The sequence below is a fragment of the Microvirga brassicacearum genome, from assembly GCF_008757455.1.
Lineage (GTDB): Bacteria > Pseudomonadota > Alphaproteobacteria > Rhizobiales > Beijerinckiaceae > Microvirga > Microvirga brassicacearum.
This window is the reverse complement of sequence record NZ_VCMV01000006.1, coordinates 1-17,130: the sequence shown is the minus strand read 5'-3', so window position 1 is coordinate 17,130 and position 17,130 is coordinate 1. Positions and strand designations below refer to the sequence as shown.

Sequence of the window (17,130 nt, the reverse complement as noted above, 5' to 3'; positions counted from 1 at the left end):
GTATTCCCCAATTGATCAATCGCCGACGCGTTGCGCCGAAACAGCATTCTCATACGCCTTGCGGGCTTCATTCACCTGTGGCCGCACGGATACTTCCGGCACCGCAACGTCCCACCAATGCCCTCCCGCATCGGTCGCAGCGAGCGGGTCGGTGTCGATGACGATGACCGTCGTCACTTGCGCCTGGCGGGCCTTTTGCAAAGCGGTCTCGAGTTCGGCAATGCTGCTCACCTTGATGGCGCGAGCCCCGAGGCTTGCCGCATGCGCCGCAAAATCGATGTCGGGCAGTGTCACGTGCCGGGTGTGCTGCAGCAGATTGTTGAAGCTCTCCGAGCCGGTCGCCCGCTGCAGCCGGTTGATGCAGCCATAGCCGCGATTATCCAGCAGCACGACGGTGAGTTTCTGGCCAAGCATCACCGATGTGGCGAGTTCGGAATTCATCATCAGATAGGAGCCGTCGCCCACCATGACGATGACCTCGCGTGCCGGGTCGGCCATCTTCACGCCGAGGCCCCCCGCGATCTCGTAGCCCATGCACGAATAGCCGTATTCCATGTGATAACCGAGCGCCTGCGCGGCTTTCCAATGCTTGTGCAATTCGCCCGGCAAGCCGCCTGCGGCACAAACAACGATGTCGGATGGCGAGGTATTGCGCTGCACGGCGCCCACCACTTGCGCGTCCGAAGGCAGTTCCGCATTGGTCGGATCGGTGTAGCGCGCGGATTCGTCGAACCACCGTGTCTTCTCGGCCCGGGCTTTCGCCGTCCACGCGTCCGGCGCTTTCCAACCCTGGAGTGCTTCGCCCAACGCCTCGAGTCCGGCCTTGGCGTCGGAGACGAGCGGGAGGGCGTTGTGCTTGGTGGCGTCGAAGGTCTGGACGTTCAGGCCGATGATGCGACGGTTCGGGTTCTTGAACAGCGCCCAGGAGCCGGTGGTGAAATCCTGAAGACGCGTGCCGACCGCCAACACCACATCGGCTTCCTCCGCGAGCGCGTTCGCCGCTCCGGTGCCGGTGACGCCGATGGAGCCGAGATTGGCCGCGTGATCGTGGGGCAGGCTCGATTTCCCGGCCTGCGTTTCGCCGAGAGGGATTCCATGCTGTTGCGCGAAGTCAGCGAGTGTCCGTTCGGCACCCGAAAACAGCACCCCGCCGCCCGCGACGACGAACGGTTTCCTAGCGCTTCTGATCAGCGCAACCGCCTGTTCAAGCTCCGACAGGTCGGGCCGGATGCGGCGCTGCATCCAGATTTTTTCGGCAAAGAAGCTCTCGGGATAATCGTAGGCTTCCGCCTGCGCATCCTGGCACAACGCCAATGTCACGGGGCCGCACTCGGCGGAATCGGTGAGCACGGTCATGGCGCGCTGGAGCGCGGGGATGATCTGCTCGGGGCGTGCGATGCGGTCGAAATAGCGGGAGACCGGCTTGAAGCAATCGTTGGCCGAAACCGTCCCGTCCGAGAAATCCTCGATCTGCTGCAGAACCGGGTCGGGCCGGCGATTGGCGAACACGTCGCCGGGCAGCAGCAGCACCGGCAGGCGGTTCACATGCGCCACGGCCGCCGCCGTCACCATGTTGGTTGCGCCGGGGCCGATCGACGTTGTGCAGGCCATCATCCGCCGCCGCCGCGAGGCCTTGGCGAAGGCGATGGCGGCGTGCGCCATGCCTTGTTCGTTGTGGCCGCGAAAGGTCGGGAGCTGGTCGCGCACGCCGTACAGCGCCTCGCCCATTCCCGCCACGTTGCCGTGGCCGAAGATCGCCCACACTCCCGCGAAGACCGGCACGAGCGTCCCGTCGATCTCGGTCTTCTGCGCCGTCAGGAAGCGGGCGATCGCTTGCGCCATGGTGAGGCGGATCGTGCTCATGGGTGCTCCTTGTGGAATGTGCGGGTTCGACCGAATTGGCATCGTCACGCAGCCTTTGAACGACCGGCGATGCGCTGCCAGGACTCGACAAGACGCCGGAAGCGGCCCGCCATGTCGGCAACGGCCGCCTCATCGTCGATCTCGCCCTTCAACCATAGGCGCGCGGCCTCGTTGAAGATCGTGCGCCCGACCGCGAAACCCTTGACCAGGGGTTCGCTTGCCGCCGCCGCGAAGGCGGCTTCAAGCTCTGCCTCCGGCGCCTCGAGTCCAAGCAGCACGATGCCGCGGCAATAGGGATCGTTCGTCTTGATCACAGTGCCGATCGCGCGCCACGCGGCGGCATCGGTCTGTGGCTCGAGTTTCCACCAATCGGGCTTGATGCCGAGATCGTAAAGCCGTTGCACCACGATGGCGACTGTGTCGGGTCCGAGCGGTCCATTCTTGCCTGCGATGATCTCGATCAGCAACTCGCGGCCGACCTTGCGCGCGGCGTCGTAAAGGCGGAGCAACTCGCGTTCCTGACGCTCCTTCATGTCGGGCGGATCGTCGGGATGGTAGAAGCACAGGCACTTGATGGTGTGCCCGACAGGCCATTCGATGAGTTGCGCGGCAAGGCTTCCGCCGCCCTCGAAATCGAGCGGGCGCGAGCCCGGCAGCTCGACCGGGCGACCGATCCAGAAAGGGTGGTCGGCTGCGCGAAACAGCGCCTCGCGGCCATAGGTGCCATCCAGCAACATGCCGAAACCGGGGCGGCCGTCGGCCACCCGCGCCGCAGCCTCGACTGCCAGCACCTTGAAGTCGCGCACCCGCTCGACCGATGCACCGACCTCGTTCGCCATCGCCTCCAGCTGCATGCGATGATCGATGGCGAGCGCCATCAGCGTGGCGGGGGCGGGGCGCCGCGTCGTCGCCCAATGGATGTGGTTGATGTCTTCGTCGAGACGAATCGCCTTGTGGCGGCTGCCGTGTTGCAGGAAGTGCCGCAGTTCCGGAAAGGTCGGAATCTCCGGCGAGCACAGAAGGCGCGAGACCGCGAAAGCACCGCTGGCATTGGCGTAGGCGCAGCACGTCTCCAAGGGTTCGTCCATCAACCAGCCGCGCAGGAAGCCCGATAGAAAGGCGTCGCCGGCGCCAAGGACGTTGAAGACCTCGACCGGAAAGCCGGGTCCCTTGACCCCATCATCGAGCGCGTCGGGGATGGGGCCGGGAAACACCACGCAGCCCATCGGGCCGCGCTTGCACACGATCGTGCCCCGGGAGACCGCCCGAATATTGCGAATGGCCTCTAATGTATCCTCGGAGCCTCCCGCGATGTGCAGCTCTTCTTCGGTGCCGACAATGAGGTCGCAATCGGCAAGGATCGGTCTGAGATGCTCGGTCACGGCCTCGGAGCGCACATAGCGCGAATCGCCGGCGGCATGCCCGAGAAGACCCCAGAGGTTGGGGCGGTAATCCACGTCGAAGACCACCTTGCGGCCATTCGCCTTGGCGATGCGGATCGCCTTTCTCTGCGCCGCTGCCGTATTGTCGCGCGAGAAATGCGTTCCCGTGACAACGACGGCGCCGGCCGAGGCAATGAAATCCTCGTCGATGTCGTCCTCGTGCAGCGCCATGTCGGCGCAATTGTCGCGGTAGAAGATGAGGGGGAACGAATCCTCGTCGCGCACGCCCAGGATCACCAGCGCCGTCAGCCGCTCCGCATCAACCACAATCCCTTGCGTGGCAACGCCCTCGCGCACCATCTGCTCGCGGATGAAATTGCCCATTGGCTCGTCGCCAACCCGCGTGACGAGTCCGGATTTGAGCCCGAGCCGCGCGGTGCCGATGGCGATGTTGGCCGGACAGCCGCCGACCGCCTTCGAGAAGGACGCCATGTCTTCCAGTCGTCCACCCACCTGCTGGCCGTAAAGATCGACCGAGGAGCGGCCGATGGTGACGACATCGAGAACAGGCTTCATGGTATTCCTCCCGGAACCGGCCTAGAGCCAGATTCGAGCCTTATCGCGGCGCTTGCTGCTGTAGAATGTTTATTCTATTAGCATCTTGAGCTGGAACATCAATTCTAAACTTGCCGCTGAGCCGGCAAAGAATGTCGGGGGTAACATGATCAGGATCGCCGTTCTGGGCGCCGGCCGCATCGGCCGGATTCATGGCCGCAACGCCGCCAACCATCCGGATGCACGCCTCGTGGCGGTGGCTGATCCACATGCGCCTTCGGCGCAGGAACTCGCGGCGGCCACGGGTGCTGACGTTGCGTCGCTCGACGATATCGTCGAGCGCTCGGACGTCGATGCCATCCTCATCTGCACGCCCACCACCACGCATGCCGATCTGATCGAGCGTGGCGCACGCGCCGGCAAGGCCGTGTTCTGCGAGAAGCCGGTCGATCTGTCGAGCGCGCGGATCGAAGCTTGCCTCGGCATGGTCGAGAAGGCCGGCACGCCGCTGATGATCGGGTTCAACCGCCGCTTTGATCCGAATTTTGCGAACCTGCGCCGACGTCTCGCCGATGGCGAGGTGGGCGAGGTCGAACTGGTGACGATCCTGTCGCGCGATCCGGGCCCGCCGCCCGTCAGCTACATCGCGACATCCGGCGGCCTGTTTCGCGACATGATGATCCACGACCTCGACATGGCGCGCTTTCTCCTGCTCGGCGACGAGCCGGTTGAGGTGCATGCGGTCGGCTCGTCGCTGGTCGATCCGGAAATCGGCAAGGCGGGCGATGTGGATACGGCCGCCGTGCTGCTGAAGACCGCGAAGGGCCGCATCGTCCAGATCTCGAATTCCCGCCGCGCCACCTACGGCTACGATCAGCGGGTGGAGGTTCACGGGTCGAAGGGCATGATCCGCGCGGGCAACATCCACCGCACCACGGTCGAAGTGGCCAATGCGGCCGGAGTCACCGCCGATCCGGTTCAGGATTTCTTCCTCGAGCGCTACGCCGACGCTTATCGGGCGGAACTGGGCGCGTTCCTGGCGGCTGTGAAAGCCGGCAAGGCCTGCGAGCCCACGGGCCGCGACGGGTTGATGGCGCAGCGTCTCGCTGATGCGGCGACTGAGTCGGCGCAAAGCGGCAAACCGGTGCGGCTGTAAAACGACGGCCGTGGCGCTCGCCCTATCGCTCTGCGCGCTTCTCCGCAGTGCCGACCGCGAGCGCCATCGCCAGTGCGAAGGAAGCCGATAGCGAGCGAAAGGCGCCGAAATCCGATTCGGCGACCTCGAGCCACACGCCGGCACTGGGAACCAGCGGACTGAACGCCGAATCGGTGATCGCCACCACCGGAATGTCGCGCCGAGCGGCGAGTGCGGAGAGTTCGGCGGTGACGGGCGCATAGGGTGTGAAACTGATCGCCAGCACCGCATCCCGTTTGGTCGCCGTTGCCAGTTGTTCCGGTCCCAGTTGGGCGATGTGATCGATCAGGATCGCCCGCACGCCGAGTTTGCCGAACGCATAGGCGCAATAGGCCGACACCGGAAAGACACGCCGCGCGCCGAGCAGATAGATCGTATCCGCCTTGGCCAGCGTCTCGATCGCCCGGGACAATTCCTCGGGGCGGACCGAATCGCGCATTCGCTCGAGAGAGACGGCAGCCGCGGCGGTGAAGCCATCGAGCAGCGACACCGCATGCACGTGGTGCCCCTCCGCCTCGCGCAATCCTCGCAGGCGCTCGCGATAATCCGGGAAGCGCTCGCGCAGCCGATCGCGGAACAATTGCTGGAGATGAGAGAATCCCTCGTAGCCGAGGCTCTTGGCGAAGCGCACCAGCGTCGAGGGCTGCACGCCGGCATGCTCGGCGATGCCCGCAACCGTCCCGAACGCCATTTCCTCCGGGTGAGCCAGGGCGAAGCTCGCGAGTTGCTTGAGCCGCTTCGGCATCGCCTCACGGCGGCTCAATAGCAGCGTGCGAAAGCCCTCGTAATCGTCCGGAATAGCGTCGACCGCCATCTCTGAGCCGTCCGCCATGATCGTGTCGGTCTCCCATCGCCGTGTTTTCAGCCTGAAGCGGGGACCTTGACACCGATCGGCTAAAAATGGAATAAAAATTCTAAAGAGAGAAGTAAACGGCTCGACCGTTCTGTTTCGGATCGAGCCGCAGAGGGAACGCCAGTTTCGCCCGATGTACTGAACGCATCGGGAATTCCTTCTGCCACCTCAACGACGCGACGGTTTGAAAGTCGCGCTGTTCATTGCAACCGGAGCCTCCGGACGATGAACCCAGGCAAACCCATCTCGGGAGGAAACAACATGAAGTCACTTCTCACAGGTCTCGTTGCAGCCGCGGCAGTCTCGGCGACCTTCACGCTTGCGACCGCCATTCCGGCCGCCGCCCAACAGAGTCCGCGGATCATCGTCGTCAGCCACGGCCAGGCCAATGATCCATTCTGGTCGGTGGTCAAGAACGGCGTGACGGCGGCAGGGCAGGATATGAAGGTGCAGGTCGATTACCGTGCGCCCGAGACCTTCGACATGGTCGCCATGAGCCAGCTCATCGATGCGGCCGTAAACCAGAAGCCCGCAGGGCTCATCGTGTCGATCCCCGATGCCTCGGCTCTCGGCCCGGCAATCCAGAAAGCCGTGGCAGCCGGCATTCCGGTGATCTCCATGAATTCCGGCTCGGACGTTTCCAAGAAGCTCGGCGCGCTCCTCCACGTGGGCCAGGACGAAGTCGACGCGGGCCGCATCGCCGGCGCAAAGTTGAAAGAGATGGGCGGCAAGATCGGCATCTGCGTGAACCAGGAGGTCGGCAACGTGTCGCTCGACCTGCGGTGCAAGGGCTTCGCTGAGGGCTTCGGCGGCAAGGTCACCGTGTTGCCGGTCTCAAACGATCCCACCGATATCCGCGCCAAGGTCAAGGCCGCTCTCACCTCCGACGGGTCAATCGACACGATTCTAGCGCTGGGCGCCGGAACAGCCGGCGAGCCCTCGGTGGCTGCCGTCAAGGATGTGGGCAAGTCGGGCGTGCGCGTCGCGTCTTTCGATCTCTCGGCCAATTTCCTGAAATCGATTGCGGCTGGCGAAGCGGCATTCGCGATCGACCAGCAGCAATATCTGCAGGGCTATCTGCCGGTCACGTTCCTGGCCCTCAACGCAAAGTACGGCCTGGTCCCCGGCGGCAACGTGCCCTCAGGTCCGAATCTGATCACCAAGGAAAAAGCCGCGCAGGTAGTCGAATTGTCGGCAAAGGGCATCCGCTAGGCTTCCCAAAGTCCCGCAGCCCGCGGCTCGTCCGTGGGCTGCGTTTTTCCAAAGCGTGATGGAGGCGGGAATGGCGCATCTCGAACAGCCGACAGCGGGCGGTCCCGCCGCAGCGGTCGAAACGCCACGCGATGAGCGGCTGAAGGCGGCGTCCCTCGCCACTCGCCTCATGCGCCGCCCGGAGCTCGGCGCCGCGGCGGGCCTCGTCCTCGTCACCCTCTTCTTTCTGTCCACCGCCGATCCGTCCATGTTCACCCTTGCGGGAGTCATGAACATCCTGACGCCGTCATCGCAACTCGGCATCCTGGCGATCGCCGCCGCGCTGTTGATGATCGGCGGTGAATTCGATCTTTCCATCGGATCGATGGTGGCTTTTTCCGGCCTGATATTCGGTTGTTTCCTGCTGCTCGTGGGGCTCCCGTTGCTGCCGGCGATCCTCGCCACGCTCGTTGCAGCGGCGTTCCTCGGCGGCATCAACGGCCAGATCGTGATCCGCACCCGGCTGCCATCGTTCATCGTCACGTTGGCGTTCCTGTTCATCTTGCGCGGTCTCTCGCTCGTCGGCTTGAAATGGGCGACGGGCGGCTCGACGCAGATGCGCGGGATCGGCGAACAGGCGGGCGAAGGCATCGTGCGGGAGATGTTCTCCGGAAACGCCTTGGAGGGACTTTTTGCGTGGCTTGCCGCGAACGATATCGTGGCGAAGTTCCCCAACGGGGTCCCGACAGTGAGCGGCGTTCCGGTCTCCATCATCTGGTTCGTTCTCTTTACCGCGTTCGCAACCTGGATCCTGCTGCGTACCAAAGCCGGCAACTGGATTTTCGCCGCAGGCGGTGATGCCAATGCGGCGCGCAATTCGGGCGTTCCGGTCGACCGGGTGAAGACAAGCCTGTTCATGCTGACCGCTTGCGCCGCGACGCTCGTGGCCGTCCTGACGGTGCTCGATGCCGGATCAACCGATGCCCGGCGCGGCTTCCAGAAAGAATTCGAGGCGATCATCGCGGCCGTCATCGGCGGCTGCCTGCTTACCGGCGGTTACGGCTCGGCCATCGGCGCGTTTTTCGGCGCCATCATCTTCGGCATGGTGTCGATCGGCCTCACCTATACGCGCTTCGATTCCGACTGGTTTCAGGTCTTCCTCGGCGCGATGCTGCTGCTGGCCGTTCTGTTCAACAACTTCATCCGCAAAAAAGTGACGGGAGAACGTTGATGGCCTCTACCGACGCGCTGATCGACGTTCGCAACCTCGTCAAACATTTCGGCTCCGTCATCGCCCTGTCGGGCATCTCCATGACGGTGCGCCAGGGCGAGGTGATGTGCCTGCTGGGCGATAATGGTGCCGGCAAGTCCACGCTCATCAAGACCCTGTCGGGCGTGCATAAGCCGAGCGACGGCGAGTTTCTGGTCGAAGGCGAGCACGTCAATTTCACCAGCCCGCGGGACGCCCTCGATGCGGGCATCGCGACGGTCTACCAGGATCTTGCGATGATCCCGCTCATGTCGGTGACGCGCAACTTCTTCATGGGACGCGAACCGACAAAAGGGATCTGGCCTTTCCGCTATGTGGATTTCGACCATTGCGACGAAGTCACCCGTGAGGAAATGAAACGGATCGGGATCGACGTGCGCGATCCCCACCAGGCGGTCGGCACCCTTTCGGGCGGCGAGCGCCAATGCGTTGCGATTGCGCGCGCGGTCTATTTCGGCGCCAAGGTGCTGATCCTCGACGAACCCACCTCGGCGCTGGGAGTCGCTCAAACCTCGATGGTGCTGAAATACATCCATCAGGTGCGCCAGAAGGGCCTCGGCGTCATCTTCATCACCCATAACGTGCGCCACGCCTACGCGGTGGGTGACCGTTTCACGGTGCTCAATCGCGGCAAGACTCTCGGAACGTTCGACAAGTCCGGCATTCAGATCGACGAGCTGCAGAATCTGATGGCGGGCGGCAAGGAGCTGCAATCCCTGTCGAACGAACTCGGCGGCATGGTCTGAGGCTTTCAAAAATGGCATCACTCGGCGTTGGTTTGATCGGCTCCGGCTACATGGGCAAATGCCACGCGCTTGCGTGGAATGGGGTCGCGGCGATTTTCGGCGACGTGGAACGCCCTCGCCTGGCGGTCTTGGCTGAGACATCGCCGGAACTCGCAGTCAGCAGGGCGCGCGAACTGGGCTTCGTGCGCGCCACCGCCGACTGGCGCTCGCTCGTTTCCGACCGCGAGGTCGATGTGGTGTCCATCACCACACCCAACGCGTTCCATCCCGAAATGGCGATTGCGGCGCTGGAAGCCGGCAAGCACGTCTGGTGCGAGAAGCCGATGGCGACGAGGCTCGCCGATGCGGAGCGGATGGTTGAGGCCGCTCGCGCATCGGGCAAGGTCGCGGTGCTCGGTTACAACTACATTCAAAACCCGATGATCCGCCTGATCCGACGCCTGCTTGACGAGGGCCGGATCGGTGAGGTCAATCACGTCCGGATCGAAATGGACGAAGATTTCATGGCCGACCCCGAAGCGCTGTTCTTCTGGAAGAGCGAGGCTTCGTCCGGCCACGGGGCGCTCGACGATTTCGGGGTTCACGCGCTGAGCCTTCTGTGGGTGATGTTCGGCGGCGTCCGTCGGGTGTGCGGACACATGTCGCGGCCTTACTCCGATCGTCCACTGGCGGGCGGCGGGCGGCGCGCGGTCGAGACCTACGACATCGCCAGCACGTTGATCGAACTCGAAAACGGCGCATCCGGCCTCATCGCGCTGAACCGGTCGGCCTGGGGCCGCAAAGGTCGATTGTTCGTTCAGTTGTTCGGCGCGAAAGGCACGATCGTTTTCGACCAGGAACGCATGAACGAGCTTCAGCTCTACACCGTGGGGGACAGCGAAACACAAGGCTTTCGCACCATCCTGGCCGCGCCCCATCATCCGCCCTACGACAAATTCATTCCCGCTCCCGGTCACGGTCTCGGATTCAACGATCTCAAGGTCATCGAATGCCGCGAGCTCGTCGGGCGCATTCGGGGCGAAGCGGCATCGCTCATCGATTTCGAAGATGGCTTTCGCATCGAGCGCACGGTGGATGCGATGGCGCGCAGCGCACATTCCGGCACATGGGTCGAGGTGGGCTAGCTCTCCGTCATTCCGGGGCCGCGAAGCGGAGCCCGGAGCCCATATTCCAGACCGGCCATGGGCAATCCACCTCCGTCGGAATGCGGGGCATCATCCGGCAACGTTAGCGTTTATGGGTTTCGGGCTCGCGGCACAGCCGCGCCCCGGAATGACGGCGCGACCTAGTCGGCGTGTTCGCGCACCACCGTCAGAAACGCATCTGCGTAGCGGTCGAGCTTCGCTTGCCCGACCCCGTGGATCTCCCCGAACGCACCAGCCGATTTCGGGCGTTTCACCGCCATGTCGACAAGCGAGCGATCCGAGAAGATCACATAGGCGGGCACGGCCTCTTCTTTGGCCAACCGCGTCCGCAGGGTCTTCAGCGCGAGCAGCAGCGGATCGTCGCCGGGCACCACGGACTCGGCCGCCATCACACCGCGCCGGCTCTTCCGCTCACGTGGCTTCATCAACACATCGGCGCGCAATTCCACCGGTTCGAGGCCTTTCAACACCGCGACGCCGCGTTCAGTGATGGTCCAGCGCCCATATTCGGAGAGTTCGAGAGCGATAAGACCGAGCGCGTAGATCTGGCGAAGGAGTGAGCGCCATTCGGTCTTCGAGCGGTCCTTGCCCACACCGAATGTCTTGAGGCCATTGTGGCCGAGGCGAAGGATCGCGTCGGTCTCTTCCCCCATCAGAATACTGATGATGTGTTCGGTGCCGAAGCGTTCGCCGGTGCGCACGATGGCGGACAGGAGCTTCTGCGCCTCGATGGTGCCGTCAAATAAAACGACGCCATCGATGCAGAGATCGCAATTGCCGCACGGCTCGGTGGTCTCGCCGAAATAGGCCAGAAGTGTCTGGCGGCGGCAGCGTGGTGCCTCGCACAAAGCCACGAGGGCGTTCAGGCGCTGTCGCTCGACACGCTTCTGCTCTTCCGATGCGTCGCTGTCCTCGATCTGCGAGCGGCGCAGACGCATATCGTCGAGACCGTAGAGCGTCAGGGTGTCGGCGGCCTCGCCGTCGCGCCCCGCACGGCCGATCTCCTGGTAATAGGCCTCAATGGATTTGGGCAGAGCCGCATGCGCGACGAAACGCACGTCAGGCTTGTCGATTCCCATGCCGAACGCGACGGTCGCCACCATCACGACGCCGTCCTCCTGCAGGAAGATGTCCTGGTTTTTGGCCCGGTCCGCCTGCGCCATTCCGGCGTGATACGGCATCGCCCGGTAGCCCGCCTGGCAGAGGGAATCCGCCAACTTCTCGGTGGCGTTGCGCGACGCGCAATAGATGATGCCGCTCTCACGGCGGTGTTTGTCGAGAAAGGCGAAGAGCTGTCGCTTCGACTGGTCCTTCGATTGCATGGCGAGCCGCAGATTCGGGCGGTCGAAGCCGTGGATGAAGATGCGCGGCTCCGTCTCGAACAGCCGGTGCATGATGTCGCCGCGCGTGGAAACGTCGGCGGTGGCGGTCAGCGCGATCGTCTGCACGCCACCGAGTCTGCGGCGAACGTCACCCAGCAGCGCGTATTCGGGGCGGAAATCATGTCCCCACTGCGACACGCAATGGGCTTCGTCGATGGCGAGCAGGCTGACGCCGGAGCGTGCGAGCCATTCGGTGGCATTCGAATTCGCGAGGCGCTCGGGAGAGGCATAGAGCAGCCGCATCCGGCCATCCCGCACCGCGTCGGCGACGCGCCGGTTCTCATCCGGATCATTGGCAGAGTTGAGGCTTCCCGCCTCGACGCCGAAATGGCGCAACGCCGCAACCTGGTCGCGCATGAGGGCGATGAGGGGCGAGACCACGAGCGTCAGGCCCTCGCGCACCAAGGTGGGCAATTGATAACAGAGCGATTTTCCCGCCCCGGTCGGCATCACCGCCAGCACATCGTGTCCCGCAAGGACGGACCGCACGATGTCTTCCTGACCATCGCGAAAGGTCGAGAAGCCGAAGACGTCGTGGAGAATTTTAAGCGGGTCGGTCACGGTTCCGGTGTGGCCGAGGGTCTGGATTCGGTCAATGCGGCATTGGGAATCTTCAGGAAAGCGAGAACGCCTCCGGCCGCCGCGACGGCGGTCGAAAGCGTCGCCTGCAGCAGGTAGCCGCCCGTCGGCGCTTCCCAATCGAGCATTTCGCCGGCAACGAATATGCCGGGCACCCGGCGCAGCATCAGATGGTCGTCCACTTCCGCGAAGGGAACGCCGCCCGCGGTCGAGATCGCCCGCTCCAGCGGCTTCAGGCCGGTCAGGCGGAGGGGTGCGGCCTTGATGAGGCGCGCGAGGGCTTCTGGATCGGCCGGCAGGTCCGTGCCGCCTTCGCGCAACAACGCGATGTCGAGGGGCGACAACCCGGCCGCCTTGCGCAGAAACGTCGAGGTGGATTGCCCTTTCCGCGGAACCGCCAGTCGGTTGATGAGCGATTGCAGGGAAATGTCCGGCCGCAGATCGACGCTCAGGATGGCCTCGCCGTCCCGCTCGATGGCATTGCGCAGCGGCGCCGAGAGCGCGTAGACCGCGCCGCCCTCAAGCCCGTCCGCGGTGACCACCGCTTCGCCCCGCACCGTCACGCCGCCGAATGTCAGGGCAATACGCTTGAGGGGCTGACCCTCGAACCGGGTGCGCAGAAGGTCGGACCAGGCCACCTTCACGCCCATATTGGCGGGCCGAAGTCTGGTGATCGGCACGCCGCGGGCCTCGAGGAGCGGCACCCATGCGCCGGTGGATCCCAAGCGAGGCCAGCTCGCGCCGCCGAGCGCCAGAACGACCGCATCGGGGCGTGCGGTGACGATCTCGCCGGCCGCGTTCGTGAAAAGGAGGCTGCCCGCCTCGTCCCACCCTTGCCAGCTGTGGCGCAGGGCGAAGGCAACACCGAGCGATTCGAGGCGGCGCAGCCAGGCGCGCAACAGGGGCGATGCCTTGAAGGCCTTGGGAAATACCCGGCCGCTCGAGCCGACGAAGGTTTCCTGGCCGAGGCCCTCGCTCCAGCGGCGAAGCGCCTCCGGCGGGAAAGCCTCGATGGCCGGGCGCAAATGCGGCAGCGCCTCGGCGAAACGCACGACGAATCGGGCCAGATCCTCGCTGTGGGTCAGGTTGAGGCCGCCGCGCCCGGCCATGAGCAGTTTTCGGCCGACCGATGGCATCTGGTCGTAGATCGTGACCGCAAGGCCCGCTTGCGCCAGCCTTTCAGCCGCCATCAATCCGGCAGGACCGCCGCCGATGACGGCAACACGAAACGAGGATGGTTTTTTTGACATGCGGTGAGCTGACGCGGGAGGCGTTATGGACCCGACGCGCACGGCATGGCATGCAGCGGCATCGGATCGGCGGCACGTCCACATGACCGCCATTGCGTATTTTATCAAGGGGAACGGCCGAAGATGCCGGCCTCAGGGGAATTCCATGAAGGCTTTGTCGTTTGTCTTTCTGGCCGTCCTGGCTGTCGCCGGATGTGCCGGCCAGCAGCTCCCCGCCTCCCACCAGGTCACCGGGAGCACCACGACTGACGCCGCACAGGCCGCGTCGTTGATTTCAGCCTATCGCGTCTCGCAGGGATTGAGCCCGGTGACGGTCGATTCCCGTCTCAACGATGCTGCCGAGCATCAGGCTCGTGCGGTTGCGGCGGCCGGAAAGCTCAGCCATGGCCGTTTCGGCAGCCGGATGGAGGAATTCGGCGTCCTCGGCTATTCGGCCGAGAACCTGTCCGCCGGATCGTCGACAGTCGACGGTGCGATCGGTCGCTGGAAAGCCTCATCGGGCCACAACAGCAACCTGCTGATGCCTCAGGCAAGGCGGATCGGCCTCGCACGGGCGGATGCGAATGGAGGCTATGGCCGCTATTGGGCCCTCGTGCTCGGGCAATAATTTTAAGCGGCACAAACTTGACCGTGGCGCGTTAGGGGCTTGTTCCTTCAGCGCGGGCGCCCATGACATACCAACAGATCCTCGCCTTCGCCGTGGTCGCCGGGATGATGGCGCTCTTTGTGTGGGGCCGTCTGCGCTACGACATGGTAGCGGCGCTGGCCCTGCTCACGGCAGTGCTCGTCGGCGTCGTGCCGGCCGACAAGGCTTTCTCCGGGTTCAGCGACGACATCGTCATCATCGTCGCTAGCGCGCTTCTGGTGAGCGCGGCGGTCGCCAAATCGGCGGTGCTCGAGGCCGGTCTCGATCGTCTGGCGCCCTACCTTCGCACCACGCAGCTTCAGATCGTCGTGCTGGTCGGCGTCGTAACGGTGCTGTCGGCCTTCGTGAAGAACGTCGGCGCCCTGGCGATGATGATTCCCGTGGCGTTCCAGATAGCCCGCCGCACCAACACGCCGCCGTCGCAGTTCCTCATGCCGATGGCCTTCGGGTCGCTTCTCGGCGGGATCGTGACGCTCATCGGAACCTCACCCAACATCATCGTGTCGCGGGTTCGGAGCGAGATGCTCGGTGAGCCATTCGGGATGTTCGACTTCGCGCCTGTGGGGATCGGCATCGCCATCGTCGGCGTCACGTTTCTGGCCTTCGGCTATCGCCTCCTGCCGAAGGACCGCAAGGGCGCGGCCAACCTGGATGAAGCACTCAATATCAAGGATTACGTGACTGAGGCACGGGTTCCGGCGGATGCGGACATTGCCGGCAAGACGGTGGCCGACCTGCTCAAGATGGGCAAGGGCGACATCAAGGTTGCGGCGATCATTCGAGACGAAACCCGCAGTTCGAGCCCCTTCCCGGATGCGCCTATCCGCCAAAACGATTTGCTGATGCTGGAGGGGGAGCCCGATGCGCTGGAGAGCGTGGTGGCTCGCTCGGGCCTGAAACTCAGCGGCGAACACCGCCGCCCCGACAAGCAGGAGACCGACGAGATCGGCGTGATCGAGGCGATTGTCGGTCCCAACTCGGTGCTGACCGGCGCCTCGGCCGAACGCATCGCGCTGTATGAGCGCTATCAGGTCAATCTCATCGCCGTCAGCCGCAGTGGCAAGCGCTTCACCGAGCGTCTGCGCGACATCACCCTGGGGACGGGGGATGTGATCGTTCTCCAGGGGAATCTCACGAGACTTCCCGACACCCTGAAAGATCTTGGCTGCCTTCCCTTGGCCCAGCGCGCGATCCGGCTGGGCAGCGCGCGACGGAGCTTTCTTCCCCTGGCGGTTCTGGCGGTTGCGATGGCGCTCGTCGCCTTCAATCTGCTGCCGGTGGCAATCGCGTTTTTTGGCGCCGGCGTGCTTCTCGTGTTGTTTGGCTCACTCACCTTGCGCGAGGCCTACGAGACGGTGGAATGGCCGATTCTGGTGATGCTCGGGGCGCTCATCCCGGTGAGCGAGGCGATTCGCACGACCGGCGGGACAGAACTCATCGCCGCGTGGCTTTCCTCTGCGGCAAATGTCCTTCCGCCGACCGGAGCGCTTGTGCTCATCATGGTCGCGGCAATGGCCGTGACGCCGTTTCTCAACAATGCCGCGACCGTGCTGGTCATGGCGCCGATCGCGGCGAGCTTCGCGACGCAACTCGGCTTCCGTCCCGATGCTTTCCTGATGGCGGTCGCCATCGGCGCGGCCTGCGATTTTCTCACGCCCATCGGCCATCAGTGCAACACGCTGGTGATGGGACCGGGCGGCTATCGATTCGGCGATTACTGGCGCCTGGGGCTGCCGCTCTCGATCATCGTGGTGGTGGTCGGAACGCCCCTCATCATGATCTTCTGGCCGCTGCAATGAGGAACGGAGCGGAGGAGCGGCCGTTGCCGGGCTTTTTGTTGGGGTTTCTCAGTGAAAAATCGAGGTGAGCAGCAGGCCGAGCCCGGTCAAGGAGGATCCCATTGCGACAATCATGGACCAGCAATGGAGGCGATCGCGCTCTTCCTGATTGAGGAGAGGGCGCGTGCGCGCATCGGAGCGGCCCAGGATGAACGTGTTATGGCGCGACGGCCGCGCCGGGGCGGGCATGATTCCGAAGCCCGCGCGCTCGGCGAGACGCGGGCGCTCATAACGGGACGGGGCGGGTGTGAATATCGGGTCGGGAGAGGTCTGCGGGCCCATATCCATCATCGCGTTTGGGTGGTGCGTCATGGGCTCAGCTTGGATGAGAGCGATGAACGCGCGGTAAATCTTCGGCGCGGTTCCGGTTCCTGGTGAACAAAGCGTTGATCGCCCGCCAGAGAAAAATTCGTCCCTGGGCCGATCCATTGCGACCAAGCAACGCCCCGCATTTTCGCATTTTATGCAATGTGATATCGATCTTGCTTCGCGGAGCGAGGTTCGGAGTGCGCACATTGCAAAAATGGATGGGGGCTGCAGGTCTCGCCGCCCTTGCTGCGGGCTGCACACCCTCGGGCGGTGCCGACATCGCCGCCCGGCTCGATCCGACCGGCGTCGTCGGCACGGCGCGGGATCTGAGGCCGAATTCTGAGGTCCCGGATGATTCGGGCAGTATCGATCTGAGCCTCATCGCGCCGCGACTCGACGCCGTGGCGGCTGGCGACCTCTCCCGGCCGGACATGGCCGGTGCCATCGATGGCCGGATCAGCCAGGCCATGACGATGCAGACCCTGAACCTCGCGGCTTCGGTGGCGAATGCGGGCGTCGGAGCGGCCATGACGGGAGGCGCCAGCCTCGCTGCTCCCAGCCTCCTCATGCAGGCGGCTGGAACGGGCTATGCGGTATCGAAGATGAGCGAAGCGCGGGGTCAGGTGCGGGGCACGATGGCGCGCGCCGAGGCGGAACGCGCGGCCGCGCGGATCGTGCCGGACGCGGATCGCCCCGCCGAAGCGCAAGCGATTCTCTCGGTGATCGACGGCGCGGGGCGCAGCGCCGCCTGGCAGAATCCAGCGTCGGGCGCGTCCGGCAAGGTGACGATCAAAGCGCTCAACCGGTCGCAGATGCCGGGGGACATCCGCTGCCGCCTCGTGGTGCGGGAATGGCGGGGCACCGGCGGCTCCCGCCGCGGCAACATGATGGCCTGTGCCAACCGCGGCGTCTGGTACGATCTTTCG

General features: G+C 64.4%; 14 protein-coding genes. 8 read left to right on the top strand and 6 right to left on the bottom strand.

Features of this window, described 5'->3' with window-relative positions:
* Nucleotides 1-15: 15 nt before the first annotated feature.
* Entirely contained in the window at nt 16-1,863 is a 1,848-nt protein-coding gene (gene iolD, locus FEZ63_RS04805; protein WP_150942504.1) for a 3D-(3,5/4)-trihydroxycyclohexane-1,2-dione acylhydrolase (decyclizing), read from the bottom strand.
* Nucleotides 1,864-1,907: 44 nt separating this feature from the next.
* Nucleotides 1,908-3,821: a bifunctional 5-dehydro-2-deoxygluconokinase/5-dehydro-2-deoxyphosphogluconate aldolase gene (locus tag FEZ63_RS04800; RefSeq protein WP_150942503.1), complete on the bottom strand. Its 1,914-nt coding sequence runs from the start codon at nt 3,819-3,821 to the stop codon at nt 1,908-1,910.
* Nucleotides 3,822-3,966: 145 nt separating this feature from the next.
* Here FEZ63_RS04800 and iolG point away from each other — a divergent pair, with 145 nt between their 5' ends.
* On the top strand, nt 3,967-4,956 hold the full coding sequence (gene iolG, locus FEZ63_RS04795; RefSeq protein ID WP_150942502.1) for an inositol 2-dehydrogenase: 990 nt from the start codon (nt 3,967-3,969) through the stop codon (nt 4,954-4,956).
* Between the two features lie 22 nt (nt 4,957-4,978).
* On the opposite strand, the gene FEZ63_RS04790 is transcribed toward iolG, so the two are convergent.
* On the bottom strand, nt 4,979-5,827 hold the full coding sequence (locus FEZ63_RS04790; RefSeq protein ID WP_150942501.1) for a MurR/RpiR family transcriptional regulator: 849 nt from the start codon (nt 5,825-5,827) through the stop codon (nt 4,979-4,981).
* A 282-nt stretch (nt 5,828-6,109) separates the two neighbouring features.
* Here FEZ63_RS04790 and FEZ63_RS04785 point away from each other — a divergent pair, with 282 nt between their 5' ends.
* The 4 genes from FEZ63_RS04785 (at nt 6,110) to FEZ63_RS04770 (ending at nt 10,179) form a co-directional block, all read left to right on the top strand.
* Nucleotides 6,110-7,060: a sugar ABC transporter substrate-binding protein gene (locus FEZ63_RS04785; protein WP_150942500.1), complete on the top strand. Its 951-nt coding sequence runs from the start codon at nt 6,110-6,112 to the stop codon at nt 7,058-7,060.
* 70 nt (nt 7,061-7,130) lie between these two features.
* On the top strand, nt 7,131-8,270 hold the full coding sequence (locus FEZ63_RS04780; RefSeq protein ID WP_150942499.1) for an ABC transporter permease: 1,140 nt from the start codon (nt 7,131-7,133) through the stop codon (nt 8,268-8,270).
* Nucleotides 8,270-9,055: an ATP-binding cassette domain-containing protein gene (locus FEZ63_RS04775; protein WP_150942498.1), complete on the top strand. Its 786-nt coding sequence runs from the start codon at nt 8,270-8,272 to the stop codon at nt 9,053-9,055. Before FEZ63_RS04780 ends, FEZ63_RS04775 begins: the two co-directional genes overlap by 1 nt.
* An 11-nt stretch (nt 9,056-9,066) precedes the next feature.
* A complete protein-coding gene (locus tag FEZ63_RS04770; protein WP_150942497.1) occupies nt 9,067-10,179 on the top strand; it encodes a Gfo/Idh/MocA family protein in 1,113 nt (370 codons plus the stop codon).
* A 161-nt stretch (nt 10,180-10,340) separates the two neighbouring features.
* Here the strand turns inward: FEZ63_RS04770 and recQ are convergent, their stop codons facing one another.
* Nucleotides 10,341-12,143 (bottom strand): DNA helicase RecQ, encoded by a 1,803-nt coding sequence (recQ, locus tag FEZ63_RS04765; RefSeq protein ID WP_150942496.1) that lies wholly within the window; start codon nt 12,141-12,143, stop codon nt 10,341-10,343.
* The gene (locus FEZ63_RS04760; protein WP_150942495.1) at nt 12,140-13,411 is read right to left on the bottom strand and encodes a TIGR03862 family flavoprotein; all 1,272 of its coding nucleotides are present in this window, start codon (nt 13,409-13,411) and stop codon (nt 12,140-12,142) included. The genes recQ and FEZ63_RS04760 overlap by 4 nt, the downstream gene beginning before the upstream one ends.
* Before the next feature lie 145 nt (nt 13,412-13,556).
* Between FEZ63_RS04760 and FEZ63_RS04755 the strand changes: the two genes are divergently transcribed.
* Both FEZ63_RS04755 and FEZ63_RS04750 read left to right on the top strand, forming a co-directional pair.
* The gene (locus tag FEZ63_RS04755) at nt 13,557-14,018 is read left to right on the top strand and encodes a CAP domain-containing protein (protein WP_244622646.1); all 462 of its coding nucleotides are present in this window, start codon (nt 13,557-13,559) and stop codon (nt 14,016-14,018) included.
* Nucleotides 14,019-14,080: 62 nt separating this feature from the next.
* On the top strand, nt 14,081-15,856 hold the full coding sequence (locus tag FEZ63_RS04750; protein WP_150942494.1) for an SLC13 family permease: 1,776 nt from the start codon (nt 14,081-14,083) through the stop codon (nt 15,854-15,856).
* A gap of 48 nt (nt 15,857-15,904) precedes the next feature.
* Here FEZ63_RS04750 and FEZ63_RS04745 read toward each other — a convergent pair whose 3' ends face one another.
* Nucleotides 15,905-16,207, bottom strand: coding sequence for a hypothetical protein (locus FEZ63_RS04745; RefSeq protein WP_150942493.1), 303 nt, complete (start codon nt 16,205-16,207; stop codon nt 15,905-15,907).
* 194 nt (nt 16,208-16,401) lie between these two features.
* Here FEZ63_RS04745 and FEZ63_RS04740 point away from each other — a divergent pair.
* Nucleotides 16,402-17,130: hypothetical protein (locus tag FEZ63_RS04740; protein ID WP_420846261.1), on the top strand; the 729-nt coding region annotated here is incomplete at its 3' end.